This window comes from Kribbella sp. NPDC051936, assembly GCF_040680955.1.
Classification (GTDB): Bacteria; Actinomycetota; Actinomycetes; order Propionibacteriales; family Kribbellaceae; genus Kribbella.
Genome location: NZ_JBFAXS010000009.1, coordinates 194,123 through 216,503 on the forward strand (window position 1 = coordinate 194,123; position 22,381 = coordinate 216,503).

The window sequence follows — 22,381 nt, forward strand, 5'->3', positions numbered from 1 at the left end:
GCGGCGCGTGCTGGTCACGGGGGCCGCCGGGCGGATCGGGATGACGACGGTCGAGCACCTGAACGCACTGGGTGCGAAGGTGACCGCGTTGAGCAATGTCGAGCACCCGGACCTGAAGGCCGACCGGGTGCTGATCGGCGACACCCGGTCCGAGACCGACGTCGCGCACGCGCTGGAGGGCGCGGAGTACGTCGTCCACCTGGCGGCGCTCCCGCACCCGTCGGCCGGCACGCCGTACGAGGTGTACTCGATCAACGTGGTGTCGACGTTCAACGTGCTGGCCCAGGCCGGCGCCCTCGGCATCGACCGGGCCGTCATCGCGAGCAGCATCAACGCCACCGGCGTACCGTTCAACCCGCACGAGATCCGGCCGCCGTACTTCCCGTGGGACGAGCAGGCGGCGAGCGACGTCGGCGACGCGTACTCGCTGTCGAAGCAGAACGACGAGAACACCGCGCGGATGGCGTGGCGGCGGTGGGGGATCGACGTGGTCGCGTTCCGGTTCCCGCACGTGAACTCGCCGGACGTGCTGCAGGAGATGTCCGAGCATGTCCGCAAGCACCCGGCCGGCGGGTTGCGGGAGGCGTGGAGCTACCTCGACACCCGGGACGCGGCGTACGCCGCCGAGCTCGGACTGACGGCGCCGCTGACCGGCGCCCACACCTTCTTCGTCACCGCGAGCACCACGATCGCGCCGTACCCGACCGAGGACCTGCTCGACGCGTACGCGCCGGACGTGCCGCGGTCGCGCTCGTTCGCCGGGCGCGAGGTGCCGATCGACCTGACCGCCGTACGGACCGTGCTGGGCTTCGAGGCCCGGCACGAACTCGACCTACCCACCCTTCCTCTGGAGCTCTGAATGCCCTCGAACTTCGACCAGCCGTGGCCCGTCCGCGACGACATCCGGATCCGCGAGGTGAAGGCGATCGTCACGGCACCGCAAGGCATCCCGCTGGTGGTCGTGAAGATCGACACCACCGAACCGGGCCTGTACGGGCTCGGCTGCGCCACGTTCACGCAGCGCTGGAAGGCGGTCCAGACATTCGTCGACGAGCACCTGGCGCGGCTGCTCGTCGGCCGCTACCCCGGTGACATCGGCGACCTCACCCGGCTCGCGTCGTACTCGGGCTACTGGCGCGGCGGTCCGGTCACCAACAACGCGATCTCCGGTATCGACCAGGCCCTGTGGGACATCGCCGGCAAGCGCGCCGGGATGCCGGTGTACGAGCTGCTCGGCGGCAAGGTCCGCGCCGCCGCCGACACCTACATCCACGCCAGCGGCAAGACGATCGAGGACACGATCGAGCACGCGCAGAAGCTGATCGCGCAGGGCTGGCGGCACATCCGGCTGCAGGTCTCCACCCCGGGCGGCGGCGGGTACGGCGCTCCGCAGGTGCCGACGCTCTACCCCGACTCGCCGTACCGCAACGGCTGGTCGGCCCGCGACTACCTGCGCACCACGCCGGAGCTGTTCGCGGAGGCGCGGCAGGCGCTGCCGGACAACATCGAGCTGCTCCACGACGTGCACTCGCGGTTGACGCCCAAGGAAGCGGTCATGCTGGCGCGGGCCCTCGAGCCGTACGGGCTGTTCTTCCTCGAGGACGTGCTGCCGCCCGAGCACTGGGACCGGCTGCCCGAGGTGCGGGCGGCGTCGCCGGTGCCGCTGGCGGTCGGCGAGTTGACCACGTCGATGACGGACGCCGTCCGGCTGGTCCGCGAGCACGGCGTCGACTTCATCCGCTCGCACGTGTCCGACATCGGCGGTCTCACCCCGGCGCGGAAGCTGGCCGATCTCGCCGAGCTCTGCGGCGTCCGGACGGCCTGGCACGGACCGGGCGACACCTCGCCGATCGGCGCCGCGGCGAACGTGGCGCTGGACGTCACCTCCGTTGCCTTCGGCATCCAGGAGGGGCACCTCTACAACGAGGCGACGTACGAGGTGTTCCCCGGCACGCTGCGGATCGAGGACGGCTGGCTGCGGCCGAACGAGGCGCCCGGCTGGGGTATCGACGTCGACCTGGAGGCGGCGGCCCGTTATCCGGCGGAGTTGTCCGGTCACGACGAGTGGGCGGCCGGCGTGCGGCGGATCGACGGAGCGCTCGAGGCACCGTGATCCGGGCGGTCCGGCAGTACGATCACGGCCAGTGAGGGACGAGACGGGGAGGTGGCGATGAGCGATTCGGTCGAGGGACTCGCGGAGCTGCGGCGCGCGGGCGCGAACCAGTACGACCTGGGCTCGTTCAACGAGGCCGTGATCATCGAGACGATCCGGCTGGCCGGCATCATCAGCCGGACCGAGATCTCCCGCCGGACCGGTCTCACCCAGCAGTCGGTGTCGCGGATCCTGCGCATCCTCCTCCAGCAGGGCCTGCTGGTCGAGGAGGCGCAGGAGCGCGCCGAACGGCTCGGCAAGCCGCGGACGCCGGTCCGGCTGCGGTCGAACGCCGCGCACGCGGTCGGCATCCACATCGATCCCGAGCTGCTCACCGTCGCCGTGGTCGACCTGGACGGCACGATCGTGCGCCGCGAGACGGTCGACCTCGCCGACGGTCTCGCGGCCGACAAGCTGATCGACCTGACCGCGGCGACGGTCACCGCGGCACTCAGCATCAGCCAGATCGACCTCGCCTCGATGCTCGGCGTCGGCGTCGCGGTGCCGGGCCCGATCGACGCGGACGGGACCCTGCTCGCGCTGCCGTTGCAGCCGGCCTGGCGCGGGCTGAAGATCCGTGAGTTGCTGCAGCAGAAGCTGAACCACCCCGTGCTGGTGGAGAAGGACGGCACGGCGGCTGCGATCGGCGAGCGCTGGATCGGGCGGTCGGCGCGGGCGCGCGACTTCGCCTACCTCTATCTCGGCACCGGAGTCGGCAGCGGCCTGATCCTGAACGGCTCGATCTATCGCGGCGGCACCGCGAACGCGGGCGAGTTCGGGCAGATCGCGGCACTCCGGATGGGGGAGTGGGACCCGGAGAACGGCCCGCGGATGGTGCCGGAGTGCAACCCCACGGCGTCGCTGCCGGTGATCGCGGGCGAGTTCGGGTACGTCGAGACCGATGCCGGAGCCACCGACGAGGCCAAGCGGTACCGCGCCGTGTGCAAGGCGGCGGCCGACGGGAACGAGGCGGCCGTGAAGGCGGTCGCGCAGGTCGCGCGGGTGATCGGGCAAGGCGCGGTCGGGCTCGTGGACCTGCTCGACATCGACCTGATCGTCCTCGGTGGACCGGCGTTCGGCCAGGAGATCTCGGAGATCTTCCTGACCGAGATCGGGCGTGCGGTGAACGCGCACCCGGTGGCACGGGAGACCCGGCCGGTGCTGGTCGAGGAGTCCATGCTGCAGACCGACGCGGCCGCGGTCGGCGCGGCGTCGACGATCTTCCACGACGCGTTCACGCCGCGGGTGTCGGGCTCCAGCCAGGCGCGGAGACTGCCCAAGTAGAGGTCGCCCGGCGCCGATCTAGGATGCCCGGGTGGATCCGACCCTCACCGATGCCCTGACCGCTCCGCTCACCGGCACGGTCACCCTCCGCCCGGTCCGCCCCGAGGACGCGGCTTCGTACTGCGAGGCGATCTGGCGCAGCCGCGAGCAGGTCGCGCCGTACGAGCCCCGGCGGCCGGAGCACTGGTACACCCCGGAGTTCCAGGCGACGCGTTTCGCCGATCAGCTGAAGCTCGACAACGCCGTCCCGTGGGTCCTGGCCGAGGGCGATCGCGTGATCGGGACGGCGACGCTGACCAACATCGTGCACGGCGCCTGGCGCAACGGCGACATCGGCTACTGGGTCGACGTCGCGCAGGCCGGCAAGGGGCTGGCGACGGCGGCGCTCACCGAGGTGTGCCGGCTCGCCGACGAGGTGCTGCTGCTGCACCGGATCGCGGCCAGCACCAACCACGACAACACCCGGTCGCAGCGGGTGCTGCAGAAGTGCGGGTTCGAGCAGTACGGCTTCGCACCGGAGTACCTGCACATCAACGGCCAGTGGCGCGACAGCAAGCTCTACCACCGGATCCTCAACAAGCGCGCACCGGGCGAGCCGCCGGCCTGAGACGGCTCGCCCGGTGCATCAGTTCAGCGTCAGTTGGGCGGGAGACCGATACCCCGGGACACGTCGACGTCGTCGTACCTACCTTCGAGGACGTCGATGAACTTGACCGGGCGCTGGAGCGTGGAGGCGATGTAGACCGCTCGCACCGTCGCCAGCGCGTCGATCGCGTCCTGAACGGTGATCGCGGGCTGGGAACCGTCCGTGATGGCCGTGAGGATGTCGTCGTACTGCGCCTTGTGGCCGCCCGGGTCACCGGCGTCGGTGGGGGCGTCGTTCTTGTCGCCGTCCACATTCAGGCGGCGAAGTCGGTCGTCCTCTACCTCGGCCCCGCCTTCGGTGCCGTGGACGGAGACGCGGGTGCGGCCACCGGGGAAAGCCGCCGTGGTGGCGTGCAGCGTTCCGACGGCGCCGTTCTCGAACGTCAGCGTCGCGACGACGGTGTCCTCGACCTCGATCGCGTGGTGAGCCGCGCGCAGCGCCTGGGCCTGGATGGTCACCGGGCGGCCCATGAACCACAGCATCAGATCGACGGTGTGGACACCCTGGTTCATCAGCGCGCCGCCGCCGTCCTGCTCCCAGGTCCCGCGCCAGCCCGCGGACGCGTAGTACTCGTCGCTGCGCCACCAGGCCACCGTCGCGACCGACGACGTCAGCTGCCCGAACCGGCCGGCGTCGATCGCCTGCTTGACCACCGCGCTGCCGGCGTCGAACCGGTGCTGGCTGATCACCGACGACACCACGCCGTGGTTCGCGGCCCGGGTGGCCGCCGCGCCGAGCCGGCGGGCCCGGACCAGGTCGACGTCGAGCGGCTTCTCGATGACGACGTGCTTCTTCTCGTTCAGCGCCTGCTCGGCCAGCGCCGCGTGCGTGCCGCTGGGCGTGCAGATCGCCACCAGGGAGACGTCCGACCCACTCAGCGCCGCAGTCAGGTCGTCGTACACCTTCGGCTCGGGCTCGCCGAGTTCGACCAGGTGCGCCCGGAGTGCCTCCCGGGCCGCGGCGTCACCGTCCACCAGGGCGGTGACGATCGCGTCCGGCCGTTCCGCGACGGTCTGGGCGTGGGTGCGGCCGATGATGCCGCACCCGACGATCGCGACCTGCTGTTGTGTGTCAGCCATCTCGCTCCTACTTCGGGGTGAAGTTAGCGGTCAGAATCTGGTCCGTGCCGACCGTGAAGGTGTACGACGGCGCTGTCGACACCACGGTCCCGTCCACGGTCCAGTTTTGGAAAACGCTATCCGATCCTGGCGCCGCCGTCACGGTGACCTGCGCGCCGACCTCGTACGTTCCGGGCTCGGACTCGTTTCCCGCGATCGCCACGGTGCCGTTGCCGGCCGCCCGGACGGACACGCTGCGTTGTACGACGTTGATCACCATCACGTTGCGCAGCGTGGCCGGCCCGCTCAGCGTGGCGCCGTTGTAGCGCGCGAGGTTCGTCGCCTCGACGTCGCCGCTCGCCACCCGCACGGTGTGCCCGTCGCCGCCGAGGTTGTCGGTACCGAGGTTGAACGCGTCCACCTGGCCGGAGTTCACCACGAGACCGTCGTGGAACCCGTACGCGAACACGTTCAGCAGGGTCAGCCCGCGGGCTCCGTCGACGGTGACGATCTTCGCGGTCTGGCGCATGTACTTGTCGATGACGAGCTCGAAGATGCGGCCCTCGTTCATCCAGTACGGCTGCTGGTAGCCGACCCGGGTGACCGCGTTCCCGTTCGACAGCACACCCTCGACGCGGCCGTTGCGGCCCGGGCCGATCGCGATCGCGTGGTCGAAGAACGCGCCCGCGACCTTGCGGACGACCACGTCGTCACCGCTCAGGTCGATGCCGTTCCAGGCGTTCGGGAAGCCGGCGTTGACGACGTAGTTCGCTCCGGCGTGCCCGCGGATCGCGTACGGGTACGGCAGCACGCCCTCGGCCCGGCCGGGGTTGTTCTCCGGGTAGAAGACCCGCAGTCCGCGCACTCCGGCGCGGTTCTGCAGCGTGATCAACGCCGTGTCCGTGTTCCGCTCGAACGCCTGGAGCACAGTCCCGCCGCTCGCACCGCCCTGGTCCCGGTTCGGTACGGCGGAAGCGCCGCGCAACTCGACCTTCGCCGGGACGTTCAGGTGCGTGCTGATCCGGTACCACCCGGCGGGCAGGTAGACGAGCCCACCGCCCTCACGCCCGGCTCGGTCGAGAACTTTCTGCACCGCACGCGTGGCGTCCGCGGCCGGCAGGTAGCCGACTCCGTGCGGCGCGTCCACGACGTACAACTTCTGCACCGGCTTGGGCAGGGGTTTCTGCGTGTACGTCGGGGCGGTGCCGGACATGTGGTGGATGATGCCGGTCTGCGCGCCGGTGACCTCGGTGCCGGTGATCTTGACGTAGCCACGGGAGTTGTTCGTGATGCCGCCGTCGACGTGGCCGCCGGCCAGGGTCAGGCCCCACCGGTCGTCCATCACGTCGACCTTGAGGCCGAGCGTGGTGCGGCGTACGTCGGGTTCGAGGAAGCTGCCCGTGAACTGGGCCCGCTGGCCCGCGACCACGTGGATGCCGACCGCGTAGTCGGACAACGCGATCCGGTAGAACTGGTCCCATTCGAGGTCGCCGAGCACCAGACCGGTGCCGTGCGTCCGTGTCCACGTGTCCAGCGCCGCACGGGCCGGCGGGTGGAACTCGGCTGGAGCGGCCGACCAGTACGAGTTGCTGAACGCCACGTTCTCCCAGGTGCCGACGTCGGCGCCGTTGTAGGCACGAGCACCCTCGAACAGCGCGGTGCCGCGGACGTTGCGAATCGTCGTGGACTCGTGCACCTGCCCCGAGCTCGGGGCGTTGCCGTGGTCGTTCGGCATCGTGCTGACGCCGATACCGCGGTACGAGTTCAGCATCGTGACGTCGGAGACCGTCGCCATCATGTAGTTCTCGTTGCCGATCCAGGCGCCGCCGGGGATCTCGAACGTGTAGTTGTACGGGACCGGGGCTGTCGCGTTCTGGTTCGGGTAGTACGTCGTCACGCCGAGGACGCCCGCGCTGCCGCCGATCCGGAACAGGCTCGGCCCGTCGTCACCGGATCGCAGGTCGGCAACGATCACCGTGCCCGTGCCGAGTTTCTGGCCGTGGTCGCCGCGGAGGCTGCAGAACGCGTGGACCTCGATCGTGTCGGTGACCTTGTACCGCCCGGCCGGCAGCCAGACCGTGCCGCCGCCCGCGTCCTGACAGGCGTAGATCGCCTGCTGGATCGCCTTCGTGGAGTCGCGGCGGCCGCTGCGGTCGGCGCCGTACTGGGTGGCGTCGAAGTCCGCGACCACACCGTCCTCGGTCGGGTTGCCGGTGGTCACGAGCCGCGGCGCCGGCGTCACGACAGGCACGAGCCGCAGTTGCAGCTCTTTGACGCCGAACGAGTCGGCGCCGGTCATCGCAACCCGCACGTAGCGCGCGCTCACCGTCGCGAACCGCGTGCGGCTGAACTGGTTGCCGCCCGGCGAGCCGGTCCGTCCGACGTCGACGAAGTTCTTGCCGTCGTTCGAGACCTGCACGGTGTAGTCGGGGGAGTACGCCTCGGCCCACTCGACGCGTACGTCGTTGACCGGTCGCGGGGCACCGAGGTCGACCTGCAACCACGAGTCGGCCGCACCGGTCCAGCTGGTCTGGTGGTTGTTGTCGTTCGCGTTCGCAGCGCCGATTCCGCCGCTCGCGGTCGCCGTACCGTCGTCGGCGAAGTTCGTGTCCACGACGGACGCCGTGAATGTGTCGAGGGCGGTCTGCAGCGACTTGAGCGCGTCCTTGACCTGTCCGTCGGTGACGCCCGGAGTGGACGCGATCGCCTGAGCGTTGTCGATCGCGTCCTGCAGCGTGGCCCGGCTGCCCGCCGGGTACTGGCCGTCGCGTGTCCCCTCGCGGGCCGCTTTCTCGGTCCGGGTGGCCTCGGCGATCAGGTCGACGAGGCCTTCGGTGACGTCGAGTGTGGTGGCGACCTTGGCGACCCGGACCGCGGCGACCTTGAGGTCGACAGCGCCGTCGCCGTTGTGGATCCGGAAGTCGCCGCCGTTGGAGCGGTTCGTCAGCACGGCGTCGGGCAGCGCGAAGGTGTACGTCTTCCAGGTCTTCGTGTCGCCGTACCGGACCACCTCGGAATTCTTGAACTTCTCCGGGATCGTCTCGCCGGGGGAGTCGTAGTGCAGCCCGAACTGGCCGTTGCCCTCGTCGAAGTAGTCGATGCTCACCAGGACGAGAGCGCGGTTGTCGTACAGATACGTGTCGGCGACGTTCATGTAGAAGAAGTTCGTCCCCGGCGACGGCGCGGTGCGGTCGGTCTGCCAGTACGGGCGACCGCCCTGAACGCCGGTGATCAGGTGCGAGGCGTCGTCGCCGGCCCGCGGGCTGATCCCGTTCTGTACGGGCGCCGCGCCGAGCTGCACGGAGGCGCCCGCCGTACTGATCCGCAAGCCGGCGACCGTGATGTCGCTGCTGCCCCCGAACAGCCGGACGTCGGCGTCACCGAGCCGATCGGTGAACGCGATATCGGTGAGCGCGAAGACGCCGGTCTTCCAGACTCCGGTGTTGGTGAGCTGGATATCGGTCGCGTCCTGCTGCGGATCGGTCGCGGCGTCGTACTGCAGTTCGAGCGTGCCGGAGCCGCTGTCGAGGTAGGTCACCGTCACCAGGACGTCGTCGGTGCCGATCTCGTCCACATAGTCGTGGTCGACGTCGAACTCGAGGTAGCCGGTGCCGGCCGCCCGGTCGGTCTGCCAGTAGGTGCGGCCTTGTTCGGTGCCGGTCCGCAGCCCGGCCGGGTCGTCGCCGGCGGCGGGTTGCACGCCGAGCGTTGTCGGCGTCGGCCCGAGGTCGGCGCCGACGCCGCTGGGATACATGACGGCGGCGTGTGCCGCCGGGACGACGAGGAAGGTGCCGAGAAACACGGCAGGGAGAACCCGCGCGAGCAGGCGTCTGGACATGTCGAAACCTCCAGGTGGCGGACCGGAAGTACATGCGTCTGCAGCTGCGCGGATAAGTTAAACCAAGCGTGTTACTAATTCAAGGGCCGGGAACAAGAGGCCAAGCACGCTGAATCCGACGGCCGATGCGAAGCCGTGCAGGGAGGCGATCCCGGGTGCGGCCTGCTCTGCAGGACGACGAGCGTCGCCCCCACCGAACGCTCCGCCGAGCTGGCCCACGATCCGGGTGCTGCTGCTCACGTGCGTTCTCGTTGCGCAGCCTGACGCCGACGGTGCACAACGAGAACGCCTGGTCCGATCGTGCTGGTCGCGCAGCGCATTCCGCAGGTGGACATCGAGTCCCCGAGCGGTGATGTGCGCGGAGTGCTGCAGCAGAGGCCGGACCTGTTCACCCAGCTCGGACCGGACACGATCCGCGGGCTGACGGCCGAGGCACCGGACGTCGGTCCGGAGGTGTATTAGCCGCACGACCGGCGTGACGGCGATGATCGTGCAGCGGACGCGGTGAGTTCGCGACGGCCGATTTGCCCGCGCGGTCCACACCCACGAACCCCATGGGGCAGCGGCTCGTCGGGGTCAGCCGGGGGACTTGAGGTGGCGGGGGACGGCTGTCATGACGCGGCCGAGGTCGTCGGTGAGGGCGGCGACCCGCTCGGCGCGGCCGTCGTCGTCGATGTAGATCATGACCGTGCGGACGTCGGCGTGACCGGACAGCTCCTGGAGCTCCTCGGCGCCGTGGCCGCGGCGCTTCTGGTCGGTGATCGCGGTAGCGCGTAGTGCGTGCGGACCAACGGTCTCCGGCCGGGGGATACCGGCTGCCCGGGCCAGGCGGCGCAGCAGTCGGGTGACGTCGTGCCGGTCGAGCCGACCTCCATTGGCATCGGCGACGAGGGGAGCCGGTCCCGTGCCGGTCCAGGCCGGGCGCGTCGCGCGATACAGATCGAGAAGCTCGGCGACCGTGGTCTCGAGCGGAACCCGAACCGACTTCCCGCCCTTGCGAGTCACGACCAGCCACGTCCTCCGGCCCTCGTCGTGGCGGTCGGTGTCATCGGCCCCGCACAGCTCGGAGACTCGCAGGGCACCGGTGTAGAGCAGGCCGACGATCAGCGCGTCACGAACATCTCCCGCTGCCGCGATCAGCGCCTCAACCTGGTCGGCGTCCAGCACCCGCGCGGACGTGGCTCGCCGGCCGCGATGGAACTTCGGCCGGTGGTCGTCGTCGGAAATCGGGCAGACCGCCGGCAGACCCCAGCCCGCGGCGTACCGGTACAGGCTGGACAGCGTCGACAGCCGGCGGGAGATCGACGACGCGGCCGCTCCCACGTCCTGCTGACAGGTCAGCCACATCGTCACCTCGCCGCGATGCAGATCCAGGCCGAACCGCTCGCGGCCGAGCTCGCGACGGGCCCAGTCGGCCCACAGCAGCAGGTCGTCGGCATACCCGATCCGGGTGTCGTGGCTGGCCCGCCGGGAGCCGCCGAGCCACAGCACGACCAACGCGGTCAGCTCCGGGGTGAGTGCCTCGGCAAGCAGGTCGAGGCGGTCGACCTGCTCGTTCCCCTGGCCGTGCAGCGGACGGCGTCGTCCGAGGGAGCGCCGTACGGCAGCTTCGGTGATCGGGTCCGGCGCCGGCAGCTCGACCGCAGTCTCGGCTGGGCGAAATACGAGCGGTTTCGGCAGATCGTCCACACAGAGAAACTAGCGCATAACGGGGATTATGCGCTACTTCAGTTCCGTTTCGTTCAGTCAAAAGTAGAGGGCGAAAACCAAACGAAAAGAGCAACTTTATCGACGTAAACCGGTAGGGTGGCGTCATGACGGAGACGGATCTCGGCGCGCAGCGTCGGCAAGGGCTGTGCGAGTTCCCGGGTGTGAGCTGTGCGAACCCGAAGCAGGTGGACCCCGGGACGCCGGGCCGCCCGCCGAAGTACTGCGGGCGAGAGGGAGCGGGCGTCGACGGGAAGCCTGTCCTGCACAACAAGGCGAACGCGTGGGCCGCGAAGAACCGTCTGGCCAGACAGCCGGTGCGGCGTGACACCTCTGCGCCGGCCGGCTCCGAACCGGCGACGGGTCCGGTGACTGCGGCCCGGATGACGCTCGAGCAGCTGATGAAGGGCAACCTGCCGCGTCTGGTGGAGGAGCTGGAGGGATACCTCGCGCAGATCGCGGAAGCAGTCCGCACGTACGGCGATGCGGAAGCGGTCGCGGCCGAGGTAGAGCAACTGCAGGCGTCGTCGCGCGCACAGCTTGCTGACGTCGAGCGGCAGCGAGGTCAGGAGGAGCATCGCCGTCGCCAAGCGGAGCAGCTCGCGGCCGAGGCCGAGGACGCCCGGGATGAGGCCGATGAGGCTGCACGGGAAGCTGTTGCCGCGCTCGACGAAGCACGTGCCGATGTAGCCGTCGCCGAGGAAGCGGCACAGCAGGCTCGGCTGGACGCGGCGGCCGTCCGTGAGAGCGCGGCGGCTGACCTGGAGAAGGCCCGGCAAGAGATCGCGGCTGCCGGTGAGGCCGCAGCCGCGGAGGTTGAGCTGGTCCGCGCCGAGACAGAGCAGCGGATCCGCGACCTGCAGGCCACGGCCGAGGAGCAGCTCCGCCAGGCGCGCGGCGAGGCCGAGGCCGCGCGGATCGCCCACGCTGCGGCCGAAGCCGAGCGGCAGACGGCGCAACAGTCGGCCGACCAGTTGCGCACCGAGCTGCGCCAGGAACGCGAGCGGCACCGCGCCGAGCTCGACGCGGTCCGGAGCGACTTCCGTGCCGACCGCGAGCAGCTACGCGCCGATCATCAGTCCCAGCTGGCCGACGTGAAGAAGGCCGCCGAGGACCGCTTCGCCGCACTCAACGCCGCCCAACGAGCAGCAGAACAGGTAGCCGAAACCCTCCGCCACCAACTAGAAACCCGCCCCACCCCGGCCCCGTCCTCCCCCCACAGCAAGGAAGAAACCGCAGAGGTTCTCCCAGCCAACTGAACAACAGGCCCGCACTCCGCTCCCACCACCTCCCACGGCAAGCACGGGGCGGGGAAGCTTGTGGCAGCCGACGGAACGACAGCTCGTCGAGCGCCCGCCCTCCGCTCCGGTCCGCCGCCTCCCGCGGCGAGCACGGGGTGGGAGCGAGGGTGTGGCAGGCAACGGAGCGCAAGGCTGGCCGTGCGCCTCGGTCCCGCTGCCTCCCGCGGCAGGTGCGGAGTGGGGGAGGTTGTGGCAGGCAGGGAGCGGCGGGTCGTCGAGGGACTGCCCTCCGCTCCGGTCCCGCCGCCAACCGTGGCAAGGACGAAGCGGGGAGGTGGTGGCAGACGGCGGGGCGTGGGGCGGCTGTGCTTGTTTAGCGGAATGCGTGGATGTTTCGGTCGACCCAGTCGGCGAAGGTGTGTGGTGGGCGGCCGAGGACTGTCTCGATGTCGGGGCTCGGCTGTTGCTCGGCGGGGGTCGGTGTGCCGAGGACGTTGAGGGTGGCCTCGACAACAGGCTCCGGCATGAAGGTCAGCATGCCGGCGCGTGCCTGGTCGCGGGTCAGTTCCGTGAAGCTGATCGGCGTACCGATCGCGGTCTGGATCGCCTCGGCCTGCTGGCGGGGTGAGATGGCGGCGGGGCCGGTCAGGGTGTAGACGGCGTTCGCGTGACCGGGCTCGCGAAGAGCCGCAGCGGCGACCTCGGCGATGTCCTGCGGGTCGACGGCGGGCAGACCGACGTCCGCGAACGGCGCGGCCATCGCACGCCGGGTGCGGATCGACTCCGCCCACGCGAACGCGTTGCTGGCGAAGTTGCCGGGACGCAGGATCGTCCACTCCAGATCGGACCCGGTGACGGCGTCTTCGTGGATCGCCGGGTGGCGCTGGGTCCCGACGCCCTGCGACGACAGCAGCACGACGCGCGGGACACCGGCGTCGCGGATCACGTCGACGACGGGCTGGAGGTTGCCGCCGGCAAGGAAGTCGGCGGAGGTGAGGAGGAAGACGGCCTTCGCGCCGTCGAGGGCCGGGGTCAGGGTTTCGGGACGGGTCAGGTCGGCCTGGTGTCCGTCGCCGTGCCGCGAGACGGGGAGGACGTCTTCGCCGGCGGCGGTCAGGGTCTGGACGAGTGGGCGGCCTACGTTGCCGGTTGCTCCGGTGATCACGATCATGACGAGGACGCTACTGGTCTCGGGATAGTAGGTACCTAGAGGATAGTATTGGGTTTGTGAAGGAGAACACAGCAGTCGATCCGGTCGCAGCCTGTCCGATCGCGCCGGTCGTGGACCTGGTCTTCAGCCGGTGGACGACGCCGATCCTGTGGACGCTGAACGAGGACGGGCGGCAGCGGTTCATCGAGCTGCAGCGGCGGATCGGGGTGATCACGCCGAAGGTGCTCACCCAACGCCTGCGGCAGTTGGAGCGCGACGGCCTGATCACCCGCACGTACTACGCGGAGGTCCCGCCCCGCGTCGAGTACGACATCAGCCCTCTCGGCCGCAGCCTCGCCCCGCTCTTCCACTCCCTCGCCGAGTGGTCCCCGAACCTGGCGAAAGTAGCCGAAGCCCGCCACCACTTCGACACCCACGAACCCGCCCACCGCCGCCCCTGACCCGCCGTGCCCCTGACCCGCCGTGCCCCTGACCCGCCGTGCCCCTGACCCGCCGTGCCCCTGACCCGCCGTGCACCTGACCCGCGCGGTCTTGGTCGTGCCGCGTGCGTCGGATCGCCGGCGCCCCACTCCGCCTCCCAGGCTTGATCCGCGCACCTTGACCTGTGCCGCCGATGAGCCGGGCGTTCCTGGCCCACGCCGCGAGCCGCGGCTCCGCCCCGCTGCGTGCCAGGGATATCCGCTGACTTTGGGGTTCTTCCGTCGCGTACCAGCTGAGAACCCCCGCCGTGTCAGCTGGACAGGACGTATCAGTCCGGTAGGTAGTGCACCTGAGCGTGAATCCGTCCGCGCGTACAGTGTCTCGCCGGTGCACTACCTGTCGTCCGTGCACACCGTCCCGCCCGGCTGGTCAGGCGACGCCGACGAGTTCGCGGGTGGGGAGGGTGGCGAGCAGGGCGAGGAAGTGGGTGGTCGCGTCGGGGAGGCGGAGGAGGCCAGCTTCGTTCCGGCGCCAGCCGAACTCGAGTTCGCCGTCGAGCGTGCGCTCCGCGAGCGGTACGGCGTACCGGCTGAGTGTCACGCGGGACGGGCCGGTCTGCGGGTGGTGGTCGCCGCAGCCGCACTCGGCGGGGATCGTGATCGCGGTCAGTGCGTCCGGCGCGTAGGTGCGCAGGCGCAGAGTCGTGCCGCGGGCGGTGAAGCGGGCGATCGTGGCGTCGGGCAACTGGACGAGCAGCTCGACCGGTACGGCGTACGAGCCGGGGAGGAGCCGGAGACCACGAGAGGCGAGCAGATCGGCGAGAGCCGGGAGATTCATGCGATGTTCCTGTGTGTGCTGTGTCGGCGGGCGGGCCACGGAAAGGTCAGGGCCTCGTGCGCCGGGAGCCGGCGCTCGTCAGCGACAACAGCAACAACACAGCATCTGCATGCCGAAGATCATGACAGCACGAACGGCCGAGCACCAAACACCGTCCGCGATCTGGGACGACTGTCCGTGATGTGTCAGGCACAGTGTCGGCACAGCACCGCACGGTGCGAGGGGGCTGGACTCTCCGGTTGCCGGAGGGTCCATGATGCCGGTGTGTCAGGTGACGAGCACTGCGAGACGACAACGCTGGGTGTGCTGCTCAGGCATCAGGGGCTCGCGCTGTCCGAGCCGATGATCTTCGGCCTGGGATCCGCGCTGTCCTTCATCTACTGGGACAGCAAGCAACTGGACTTTCCCTTTCTGGGTGGGCGGATCAAGCCGTTCGAGCTGACCAGGAACCTGGCTGAGAGGCTCGGGCTGGAGCTCGTGGTCCGGGAGACGGCGTCGCCGCGGAAGGCCTGGGAGAACGTCGCCGCGTCGATCGACGACGGTCAGCCGGTGGGATTGCAGCTGGACAGCTACTACCTGGAGTACTTCAGCTCGAAGGTGCACTTCGGCGGTCATGTCGTGGCCATGTACGGCTACGACGACCACTCCGCACATCTGGTGGACACGCGCCAGCAGGGCGGCGAGGTGACCACCAGCTTGACCAGCCTCGCCGAGGCCAGGGCCGCGCGAGGACCGATGACGGCCAGACACAGATCTTTCACCCTCATCGCCCCGAGAGGCATGCCGGACCTACCCGACCGGATCGTACCGGCGATCACCGCGTGCGCGGACGCGTTCCTGCATCCCCCGATCGCCAACGTGGGGCACCGAGGCATCGAGAAGGCCGGCAAGCTGGTGCGGACGTGGCTGCAGCGAACCGACACCCCGGAGCGGGACCTGCCACAAGCCGCACTCCTCATGGAGAAGGCGGGCACGGGCGGCGCGCTGTTCCGCAATCTCTACCGCGACTTCCTCGGCGAGTGCACCGAGATCCTCGACAACAACGACCTCCGCACCGGCCACAAGTTGTACGCCGAGGCGGCCACCGTGTGGACCGAGGTCGCAGCACTGATCACCCGCGCCGGCGAATCAGAAGACCCGCAGTACCTCGTGAAAGCCGGCGCCGCCCTCCACGACGTCGCCCAGGTCGAACGCAACGCCATGCAGGCGCTCAGCCGTATCGGCGCTTAGCCAGTTAGCTCGGCGGTACGCTGCTCGGCCTCCTCGACGAGTTCGGGCACTTCGGTGTTGGCCAAGGTGTACCCCTACCAGCGGATGCGTCTGCGCCAACGCGAACACGGCTTCTGGGTCGTCACCGCGCGCGGCGTCGGTCAGCGTCCGTACGGCCAGGTCGTCGTCGCCCGCTTCGCGCTGCAGGATGCCGAGGAGAGTCTTGGCGCGTGTGGGTACGTCGGCGGTCGAGTCGTCCTCGACGCCGAGAATCGCAGACACCGGCCGCCCGCCGGGAGCGGTGGCAGCGGACCTTTCGCAGGCTTCCGCCGCGGCGGCCTTGGCACCGGCCGAGACCAGCACCTCGGCCAGACCGAGCCAGGCAGCGCCCACGAAGTCGGGGTGATCGATCGCGACGACCTGTTGGGCGGTCCGGGCCGCGGCTTCCTCCTCGTCCTGCATCAGGTGCAGCGTGTGCAGGCCGAGCGCGGCCCGGGACCGGTGAGCGGTGTCGAAGTCCGACAGCAGCGGAGCGAGGACCGGGTCGCCGGATCGGAGCTTTTCGTTGTCCGGCCAGACGAGGCCGTAGACCTCGGGCCCGACACGGAAGGGGATCAGCCCGGCGAGCAGTGCGGCGCGGCCGAGCACCGACGGTTCGGCGTCAGGACCGGAGTCGACGGTTCGGTCGGAGCTGGCGGCGGCGCGGAAGGCTTCCTTCCCATGCCGAGGCGGGTTCGTCGAGCGCCAGGGAGGCCCAGCCCATCAGGAACGCGCTCGGCCAGCGCTTCGCGGCACTTCTCGACAGCGTCGGCGGCTGCCGGGTCGTGTCGTACAGCCAGTTCGGTTGCGGTCAGGGCAGCTTGCTCGAGGTCCGGGCGCACGGTCCGCGAAGCTACTGGATCAGGGGTTCAGTCGGCCTTCTTGCCGAACATGATTTCGTCCCAGCTCGGGACACTGGCGCGCTTGCCGCGGCGGGCGGGCTTCTTCTTCGGCTCGACCGGGGTGTCGTCAGCGGGCTGAGCGTGCTCGGCGGCGTCGGGCACGGCCTCCTGTGCCGCCGGAGCGGCGACAGGCTCGGGACGCGGCGCCTCTGGCGAAGGGCTGCGAACGGGCTCTGGGCGAGGCGAGCGCTCCTCGGGGCCGGGTTGCGGACGGCGCGGCTGCTCCGCGCGAGCAGCGGGAGTAGCGGGAGCAGGTCGCGGCTCTGCGGGGCGAGGCGCCTGCGGTGCGTCGGGCTCTTCGTCCGCGGCTCGCTCCTCCGAGGCCCGGTCGTCCGGGGTGGCGGGGGAGGCGAACGCCGGCGGCTCCGCGGGACGCTCGACGGCGCGGACGGACGGCCGGGGCGCCGGAGGCTGGTCGACAGGTACGTCGATCAGGGTCGGCTCCTCGTCCGGGTCCGGAACCGACTGCACGCGCCGCGGGCCGCGCTCCACCTCCCGTGAAGCGTCCCGCGCGACCTCCCGGGGGAATTCGCGCGGCTGCTCTCGACCGTTGTCGCGAGTGACCTCACGGGTCTCCAGACCGAACTCGCGGCCGTCGCGGGAAACCGGGTGGTTTCGACGCCGTAGCGCGATGGTGTCCTCGAAGCCCGCCTCGTAACTGTCGGCGCCGTGGTCAGGGGCGATCAGCGGGTCGATGTCCGCGACCGCCGCCAGCCGCCGCTCACCGGGCTGCGGCTGAACCGGCGTCGGCATCACCTGCGCCTGCTCGCCGACCAGCCAGCGCGCCTCGTCGTCGTCAGGCACCGCGTACCGCCCGGGGGCGTCGTACGCGAACATGGCGATCTTCTCTTCCTTCTGCTCCGTCCCGGAGTCCTCGCTGTCCTCGGACTCGACGAAGTACGACACGCGGACGGCCCAGCGGCCGTCCTCGCGGCGCCACGCGTCCCACTCGGCCGACGCCGGGTCGATCTGGCGCGTGCGCAGCCGATCGGTGACCCAGGCACCGAGGTTGCGGGTCGGGGCGTCGCCCCCGCCACGACGGCGGACGGACGCGCGCTGCGCGAGGCTGGCGATGTGATCGCGCTCGGCGAGGACCGGGCCGGCGAACGCCATCACGCGTTCCATCGGCATCTGGGCGACGGCTGCGACCGCCTCGGGACTTTCGCCGGCGCGGATACGAGCCTGGATGTCTCGTGGGCGCAGCGCGCTCTCCATTTGAATCTCCAGCTGGCCGAGTCGGGCACGGTCGCCGCGGAGGGCCGCACGCAACCGGTCGTCGACCGGAACGGCGAACTCCTCACCCGTCTCTGCCATCGCCAGGACGAGTTGGGTTCCGTCCTGGCTCAGACCGACGAGCCTCGCCTCGCGCATTGACCTTGTTCTCCTGTGCGGTTCTAGACAGTCTCTCCCGGACGCTGGGCCTGACCAAGACCGGCGCGCCGTGCCGCGCGGTCATTGTGGAGGTTACGTCACGAAAACACATCTTGCCTGGTCACCAGGGTCCTCCTGATCACACCAGTCACACTAGTCACAACACGGTGTGACAGCTAACCGACTTGTCAGTTCGTGAAGGCCGAACGCACCGCAAGCGCACGCTTCAGGTCGTCCGCACCGTCGCCGACGGACCGCCGGATGCCGGCCGCCACGGACTCGTCGGCGATCAGGTCGGCGGCCCGGTCGACGACACGCTGCTCGACCGTGTACCGGGGGAACGCGAGCTTCGCGCTGGTCGCGACGACCCAGCCGGAGCGGAGCTTCTCGGTGCCGGCGATCTCCGCGAAGTACCGGTCGACGTACGGCGCCGTGACCGCGGCCTGCGTGGGATGCCAGAACCCCTCGCACGCGGCGTACAGCTCGTAATTCGCCAGGTCCGCATCGGTGGTGATCTGCGTCCAGGCCTGCTCCTTGGCCTCGGCCGTCGGCAGCGCGGACCGGCACCGGGTGGCGTGCACGACACCTTCGGACGAGGAGTCCCGCTCGAGCTCGGCGTCGATGTCGGCCTCGCCGATCGCGCCGAGCCGGGCCAGCTGCAGCGTCACGATCCAGCGCAGGTCGGCGTCCATCGTGACGCCATCGGGTACGCCGTCACCGGCGAGCCAGCCCTTCAGCAGGTCGGCGTCGTCGGTGAACCGCGTGAACCCGCGCGCCACCGACAGCTGCACGCTGCTGCCGGCCTCGACGGTCTCCAGCCGCGCACGCAGTACGTCGGCCAGCTGCCCGCGGTACGGCTCGTACGGCAGGTAGACACCGAGCAGGTGGGTGCTCGACCAGTTCAGCAGCGTCCCGACCGCGATGTCGCTGGTCTCGGTCGGCAGCATCCCGAGCACGACGTCGAATCCGATCTTCGGATCCAGCTCCGCGTCGGCGACCGCGTCCCGCACGCTGTTCAGGATGACGGCGCGCGTGACGCCGTCGTCGATCTTCGGCAGCAGCGCCGCGAGGTTCTCCAGGCTGACGGAGTCGAGCCGGATCTTCGCCCAGCTGTCGTCACCCGAGTCCGGGATCACGACCGCGAGCGCCGGGTCCCGGTCGACGTCCACCTCGTCGGCGTCGATCAGCACGTCGGCCGTCGTCCGGTTCCCATCGGCGTCGTACCCGCCGACGGTGAGCTTGTGCGGCCGCGCCGCCGGGTACGCCGCGGGCGCCTTGCGGTGCAGCTTGATGCCGGTGGCGGTCCGGGACACGCTGATCGTGTCGAGGCCAGGCGTGCGCAGCCAGGCCTGCGCCCAGTCGTCGAGACCGGTCGCGCCGGCCTCGGTCCACTTCGCGAGCAGGTCGGCGAAGGTGGCGTTGCCGAACTCGTTGGCGGCGATGTGCGCGTTGACGCCGGCCAGGAAGACGTCGTCGCCGAGGTACGCCGCGAGCTGCTTGAGGACCGCGGCGCCCTTGGCGTACGAGATGCCGTCGAAGTCGTCGAGCGACGCGAGCGCGTCCTTGACCGCGTCGGCGGCCACCGGGTGCGTCGAGGACCGCTGGTCGGCCTGCAGGCCCCACCACTTGCGGATGTAGGCGAAGTCGATCCAGTTGTCGGTGTACCGGGTCGCCTCGGTCGAGACCCGGTGCGCCATGTACTCGGCGAACGACTCGTTCAGCCAGAGGTCGTTCCACCACTTCATCGTCACGGTGTCGCCGAACCACTGGTGCGCCATCTCGTGGACGATCGTCCGGGCCCGGCTGCTGCGCTCGCCGTCGGTGACCGCGGAGCGGAACACCATCTGGTCCCGGAACGTGACGCAGCCCGGGTTCTCCATCGCGCCGGCGTTGAACTCCGGCACGAAGGCCTGGTGGTACTCGCCGAACGGGTACCGGTAGCCGAACATCCGGTGGTAGGCGTCGAAGGACTGCTTGGTGACCTCGAAGATGTCCGCGGCCTCGCGCTCGAGGGCATCCTTCAGCGACTGCCGCGAGACGACGCTGAGGTTGATGCCGTCGTGCGCGTCGGTGATCTGGTGGTACGGGCCGGCGACGACGGTGACGAAGTAGGTCGACAGCGGCTTGGTCTCCGCGAGCTCCCAGCGTCCGGGGGAGACCTGCGTCGCGGCGCCGTTGCCGAGCACCAGCCACTCCTCGGGCGCGGTGACCTTGAACCGGTACGGCGCCTTGAGGTCGGGCTGGTCGAAGCACGCGAAGATCCGCGGTGCGGCGTCGAGGAACGACATCGCGTAGGTGTACGCGAGGCCGTCGGCGGCGTCGACCGCACGGTGCAGCCCCTCGCCGTCGTTGGAGTACAGCATCGAGGCGACCACGACGAGTTCGTTGTCCGGCTGCAGGCCGGTGAGCTCGAGCCGTCCGTCGTTCAGTCCGGCGACGTCGACCGCCGTACCGTTCAGCGTCACCGAGATCAGCTCGTCGGGTTTCACGTCCACCCAACTCGACGCGTCCGACGCGGTGAACCTGATCGTGGTGGTGGACCCGAACGTCCGATCGCCCTGGGTGAGGTCGAGATCGACGTCGTACGACTGGACGGAGAGCGCGGCGGCCCGAGTGCGGGCGCCGTCGACGGTGAGACTCGGCATGGGGGTCACTGTATGCCGTGATTAGGCTGAGCACATGAGCGAGCGGAGCGAGGTCATCATCAAGCACAGGCGGCTTCGTGCCTCATCCGCGCCCGGAGCGAAGCGAGGACGTGGATGAGTGCTATGGAGTACCGGCAGTTGGGCGACTCCGGTCTCACGGTGAGCGTTGTCGGGCTGGGCTGCAACAACTTCGGCCGGCGACTCGACGCGGGCCGGACCGAGGCCGTGGTGAACGCCGCGGTCGACGCGGGCATCACGTTGTTCGACACCGCGGACATCTACCGGGGCGAGCACGGGTTCAGCGAGGAACTGCTCGGCAAGGCGCTCGGGTCGCGCCGCGACGAGGTCGTGATCGCGACCAAGTTCGGCGGCGACATGGGCGGGGTGAACGGCCCCGACTGGGGCGTCCGCGGCTCCCGCCGGTACATCCGCAAGGCCGTCGAGTCGAGCCTGCAGCGGCTCGGCACCGACTGGATCGACCTCTACCAGCTGCACTTCCCCGACCCGGTGACGCCGATCGAGGAGACCCTGGCGGCGCTGTCCGAGCTGGTTGCCGAAGGCAAGGTCAGGTACATCGGCAGCTCGCAGTTCGCGGCCTGGCAGGTCGTCGACGCCGACTGGACCGCCCGGACGAACGGTCTGGAGCACTTCGTCAGCGCCCAGAACCAGTACTCGCTGCTCGAGCGCGACGTCGAGGACGAACTGGTCCCGGCCTGCGAGCACCTCGGCCTCGGCATCCTGCCGTTCTTCCCGCTCGCGTCGGGTCTGCTCACCGGCAAGTACAAGCGCGGTACGACGGCGCCGGAAGGCACCCGGCTGGCGACACAGCCCGAGCGACTGGCGCACGCGGACTTCGACAAGATCGAGGCCCTCGAGACGTTCGCCGCCGAGCGCGACCTGACGATGATCGAGGTCGCGATCGGCGGTCTCGCGGCCCAGCCGGCGGTGGCCTCGGTGATCGCGGGCGCCACCAGCCCCGAGCAGATCGCGCAGAACGTCCGGGCCGGCCTGTGGGAGCCGACGGCCGCCGACCTCGCCGCGCTGGACGACCTGACGTGACACTGATTCTCCTGCCGCCGTCCGAGGGCAAGACCGGACAGTCGCGCGGTCGTGCGGTGGACTTCGCGACGCTGTCGTTCCCGGAGCTGAACCCGGTCCGCGAGCAGGTCCTCGAGACCCTGGCGAAGGTGTCCGCGTCGGCCGACGCGCACGATGTTCTCGAGGTCGGCGCCTCGCTGCGCGACGAGGTCGAGCGCAACACCCGCTGGCGTACCGAGCCGTCCGTGCCGGTGTCCGAGCTGTACTCCGGTGTGCTGTACGACGCCCTCGGCTACTCGACGCTGTCGGCGGGCTCGAAGCGCCGGGCCGCGAATCGGCTGCTGGTCATCTCGGCCGCTTGGGGTGCGCTGCGACCGGGCGACCGCGTCCCGCCGTACCGGCTCTCGATGGGGACGACGCTGCCCGGCCACGGACCGCTCGCGTCGGTGTGGCGCGATCCGCTGAGCGCCGCGCTGGCCGACCTGGACGGCGTGATCGTGGACTGCCGCTCCTCGACGTACGTCGCGGCATGGCGGCCGAGCGGCGACCAGGCGGAGAAGTGGGTGTCGGTGAACGTCGTCCGGGAACGCGGCGGCGTGCGCTCGGTCGTCTCGCACAACGCCAAGCACACCCGCGGTCTGGTGGCGCGGCACCTGCTGGAGTCCGGCAAGGACCCGGGTACGCCGAAGTCGCTGCACAAGCTGATCGGTGAGCGGTGGAACGCCGAGCTGGACCGCGCGGCGGCCGGGTGGACCCTGACCGTCGTCGAACACGACTGACGTTCACTGGACTGTAACTGGTGAGTGGTTTTCTACGGTGCGTG

Annotated in this window: 18 protein-coding genes; 10 read left to right on the plus strand and 8 right to left on the minus strand. The window is 70.1% G+C overall.

From position 1 onward, the window contains the following. Positions 1-7: 7 nt before the first annotated feature. Genes AB0L64_RS31235 through AB0L64_RS31250 form a run of 4 tightly spaced genes read left to right on the plus strand, consistent with a single transcriptional unit; the run spans position 8 to position 4,043 of the window. Positions 8-859 (plus strand): NAD(P)-dependent oxidoreductase, encoded by an 852-nt coding sequence (locus tag AB0L64_RS31235; protein ID WP_363715907.1) that lies wholly within the window; start codon positions 8-10, stop codon positions 857-859. Further along, positions 860-2,113, plus strand: coding sequence for an enolase C-terminal domain-like protein (locus AB0L64_RS31240; protein ID WP_363715909.1), 1,254 nt, complete (start codon positions 860-862; stop codon positions 2,111-2,113). 57 nt (positions 2,114-2,170) lie between these two features. After that, positions 2,171-3,436 (plus strand): ROK family transcriptional regulator, encoded by a 1,266-nt coding sequence (locus AB0L64_RS31245; RefSeq protein WP_363715911.1) that lies wholly within the window; start codon positions 2,171-2,173, stop codon positions 3,434-3,436. A gap of 31 nt (positions 3,437-3,467) precedes the next feature. Beyond that, entirely contained in the window at positions 3,468-4,043 is a 576-nt protein-coding gene (locus tag AB0L64_RS31250; protein ID WP_363715913.1) for a GNAT family protein, read from the plus strand. A 29-nt stretch (positions 4,044-4,072) separates the two neighbouring features. On the opposite strand, the gene AB0L64_RS31255 is transcribed toward AB0L64_RS31250, so the two are convergent. Continuing rightward, positions 4,073-5,161 carry a Gfo/Idh/MocA family oxidoreductase gene (locus tag AB0L64_RS31255; protein ID WP_363715915.1) on the minus strand — a complete coding sequence of 363 codons (1,089 nt, stop codon included), beginning with the start codon at positions 5,159-5,161 and terminating at the stop codon, positions 4,073-4,075. Positions 5,162-5,168: 7 nt separating this feature from the next. Beyond that, the gene (locus AB0L64_RS31260; RefSeq protein WP_363715917.1) at positions 5,169-8,978 is read right to left on the minus strand and encodes a discoidin domain-containing protein; all 3,810 of its coding nucleotides are present in this window, start codon (positions 8,976-8,978) and stop codon (positions 5,169-5,171) included. Between the two features lie 300 nt (positions 8,979-9,278). On the opposite strand from AB0L64_RS31260, the gene AB0L64_RS31265 reads away from it, so the two are divergent. Further along, a complete protein-coding gene (locus AB0L64_RS31265; RefSeq protein ID WP_363715919.1) occupies positions 9,279-9,440 on the plus strand; it encodes a hypothetical protein in 162 nt (53 codons plus the stop codon). A gap of 114 nt (positions 9,441-9,554) precedes the next feature. Here AB0L64_RS31265 and AB0L64_RS31270 read toward each other — a convergent pair whose 3' ends face one another. After that, positions 9,555-10,667: a tyrosine-type recombinase/integrase gene (locus AB0L64_RS31270; protein WP_363715921.1), complete on the minus strand. Its 1,113-nt coding sequence runs from the start codon at positions 10,665-10,667 to the stop codon at positions 9,555-9,557. A gap of 125 nt (positions 10,668-10,792) precedes the next feature. On the opposite strand from AB0L64_RS31270, the gene AB0L64_RS31275 reads away from it, so the two are divergent. Continuing rightward, complete coding sequence (locus AB0L64_RS31275; RefSeq protein WP_363715923.1) at positions 10,793-11,944, plus strand: hypothetical protein; 1,152 nt, start codon at positions 10,793-10,795, stop codon at positions 11,942-11,944. Positions 11,945-12,299: 355 nt separating this feature from the next. Here AB0L64_RS31275 and AB0L64_RS31280 read toward each other — a convergent pair whose 3' ends face one another. Next, positions 12,300-13,097, minus strand: coding sequence for an NAD(P)H-binding protein (locus AB0L64_RS31280; protein WP_363715925.1), 798 nt, complete (start codon positions 13,095-13,097; stop codon positions 12,300-12,302). Positions 13,098-13,153: 56 nt separating this feature from the next. Between AB0L64_RS31280 and AB0L64_RS31285 the strand changes: the two genes are divergently transcribed. Then, the gene (locus tag AB0L64_RS31285; RefSeq protein WP_363715927.1) at positions 13,154-13,537 is read left to right on the plus strand and encodes a helix-turn-helix domain-containing protein; all 384 of its coding nucleotides are present in this window, start codon (positions 13,154-13,156) and stop codon (positions 13,535-13,537) included. A 409-nt stretch (positions 13,538-13,946) separates the two neighbouring features. Here the strand turns inward: AB0L64_RS31285 and AB0L64_RS31290 are convergent, their stop codons facing one another. After that, the gene (locus AB0L64_RS31290; RefSeq protein WP_363715929.1) at positions 13,947-14,354 is read right to left on the minus strand and encodes a hypothetical protein; all 408 of its coding nucleotides are present in this window, start codon (positions 14,352-14,354) and stop codon (positions 13,947-13,949) included. A gap of 264 nt (positions 14,355-14,618) precedes the next feature. Here AB0L64_RS31290 and AB0L64_RS31295 point away from each other — a divergent pair, with 264 nt between their 5' ends. After that, positions 14,619-15,584: a BtrH N-terminal domain-containing protein gene (locus tag AB0L64_RS31295; RefSeq protein WP_363715931.1), complete on the plus strand. Its 966-nt coding sequence runs from the start codon at positions 14,619-14,621 to the stop codon at positions 15,582-15,584. On the opposite strand, the gene AB0L64_RS31300 is transcribed toward AB0L64_RS31295, so the two are convergent. The 3 genes from AB0L64_RS31300 to pepN form a co-directional block, all read right to left on the minus strand. Continuing rightward, positions 15,483-16,211 (minus strand): hypothetical protein, encoded by a 729-nt coding sequence (locus tag AB0L64_RS31300; protein ID WP_363715933.1) that lies wholly within the window; start codon positions 16,209-16,211, stop codon positions 15,483-15,485. The genes AB0L64_RS31295 and AB0L64_RS31300 overlap by 102 nt on opposite strands. Before the next feature lie 260 nt (positions 16,212-16,471). Further along, positions 16,472-17,875, minus strand: coding sequence for a septation protein SepH (sepH, locus tag AB0L64_RS31305; RefSeq protein WP_363715935.1), 1,404 nt, complete (start codon positions 17,873-17,875; stop codon positions 16,472-16,474). Positions 17,876-18,063: 188 nt separating this feature from the next. Then, on the minus strand, positions 18,064-20,520 hold the full coding sequence (pepN, locus tag AB0L64_RS31310) for an aminopeptidase N (protein WP_363715937.1): 2,457 nt from the start codon (positions 20,518-20,520) through the stop codon (positions 18,064-18,066). Positions 20,521-20,634: 114 nt separating this feature from the next. On the opposite strand from pepN, the gene AB0L64_RS31315 reads away from it, so the two are divergent. Both AB0L64_RS31315 and AB0L64_RS31320 read left to right on the plus strand, forming a co-directional pair. Next, positions 20,635-21,579 (plus strand): aldo/keto reductase, encoded by a 945-nt coding sequence (locus tag AB0L64_RS31315; RefSeq protein ID WP_363715939.1) that lies wholly within the window; start codon positions 20,635-20,637, stop codon positions 21,577-21,579. Continuing rightward, positions 21,576-22,337: a peroxide stress protein YaaA gene (locus AB0L64_RS31320; protein ID WP_363715941.1), complete on the plus strand. Its 762-nt coding sequence runs from the start codon at positions 21,576-21,578 to the stop codon at positions 22,335-22,337. The genes AB0L64_RS31315 and AB0L64_RS31320 overlap by 4 nt, the downstream gene beginning before the upstream one ends. The last annotated feature ends 44 nt before the right edge of the window (positions 22,338-22,381 follow it).

Bases quoted from the DNA above. Each gene is read 5' to 3' on its own strand.
- AB0L64_RS31240 (WP_363715909.1), top strand. From the start codon at position 860: ATGCCCTCGAACTTCGACCAGCCGTGGCCCGTCCGCGACGACATCCGG.
- AB0L64_RS31245 (WP_363715911.1), top strand. From the start codon at position 2,171: ATGAGCGATTCGGTCGAGGGACTCGCGGAGCTGCGGCGCGCGGGCGCG.
- AB0L64_RS31255 (WP_363715915.1), bottom strand. From the start codon at position 5,161: ATGGCTGACACACAACAGCAGGTCGCGATCGTCGGGTGCGGCATCATC.
- AB0L64_RS31260 (WP_363715917.1), bottom strand. From the start codon at position 8,978: ATGTCCAGACGCCTGCTCGCGCGGGTTCTCCCTGCCGTGTTTCTCGGC.
- AB0L64_RS31275 (WP_363715923.1), top strand. From the start codon at position 10,793: ATGACGGAGACGGATCTCGGCGCGCAGCGTCGGCAAGGGCTGTGCGAG.
- AB0L64_RS31280 (WP_363715925.1), bottom strand. From the start codon at position 13,097: ATGATCGTGATCACCGGAGCAACCGGCAACGTAGGCCGCCCACTCGTC.
- AB0L64_RS31290 (WP_363715929.1), bottom strand. From the start codon at position 14,354: ATGAATCTCCCGGCTCTCGCCGATCTGCTCGCCTCTCGTGGTCTCCGG.
- sepH (WP_363715935.1), bottom strand. From the start codon at position 17,875: ATGCGCGAGGCGAGGCTCGTCGGTCTGAGCCAGGACGGAACCCAACTC.
- pepN (WP_363715937.1), bottom strand. From the start codon at position 20,520: ATGCCGAGTCTCACCGTCGACGGCGCCCGCACTCGGGCCGCCGCGCTC.
- AB0L64_RS31315 (WP_363715939.1), top strand. From the start codon at position 20,635: ATGAGTGCTATGGAGTACCGGCAGTTGGGCGACTCCGGTCTCACGGTG.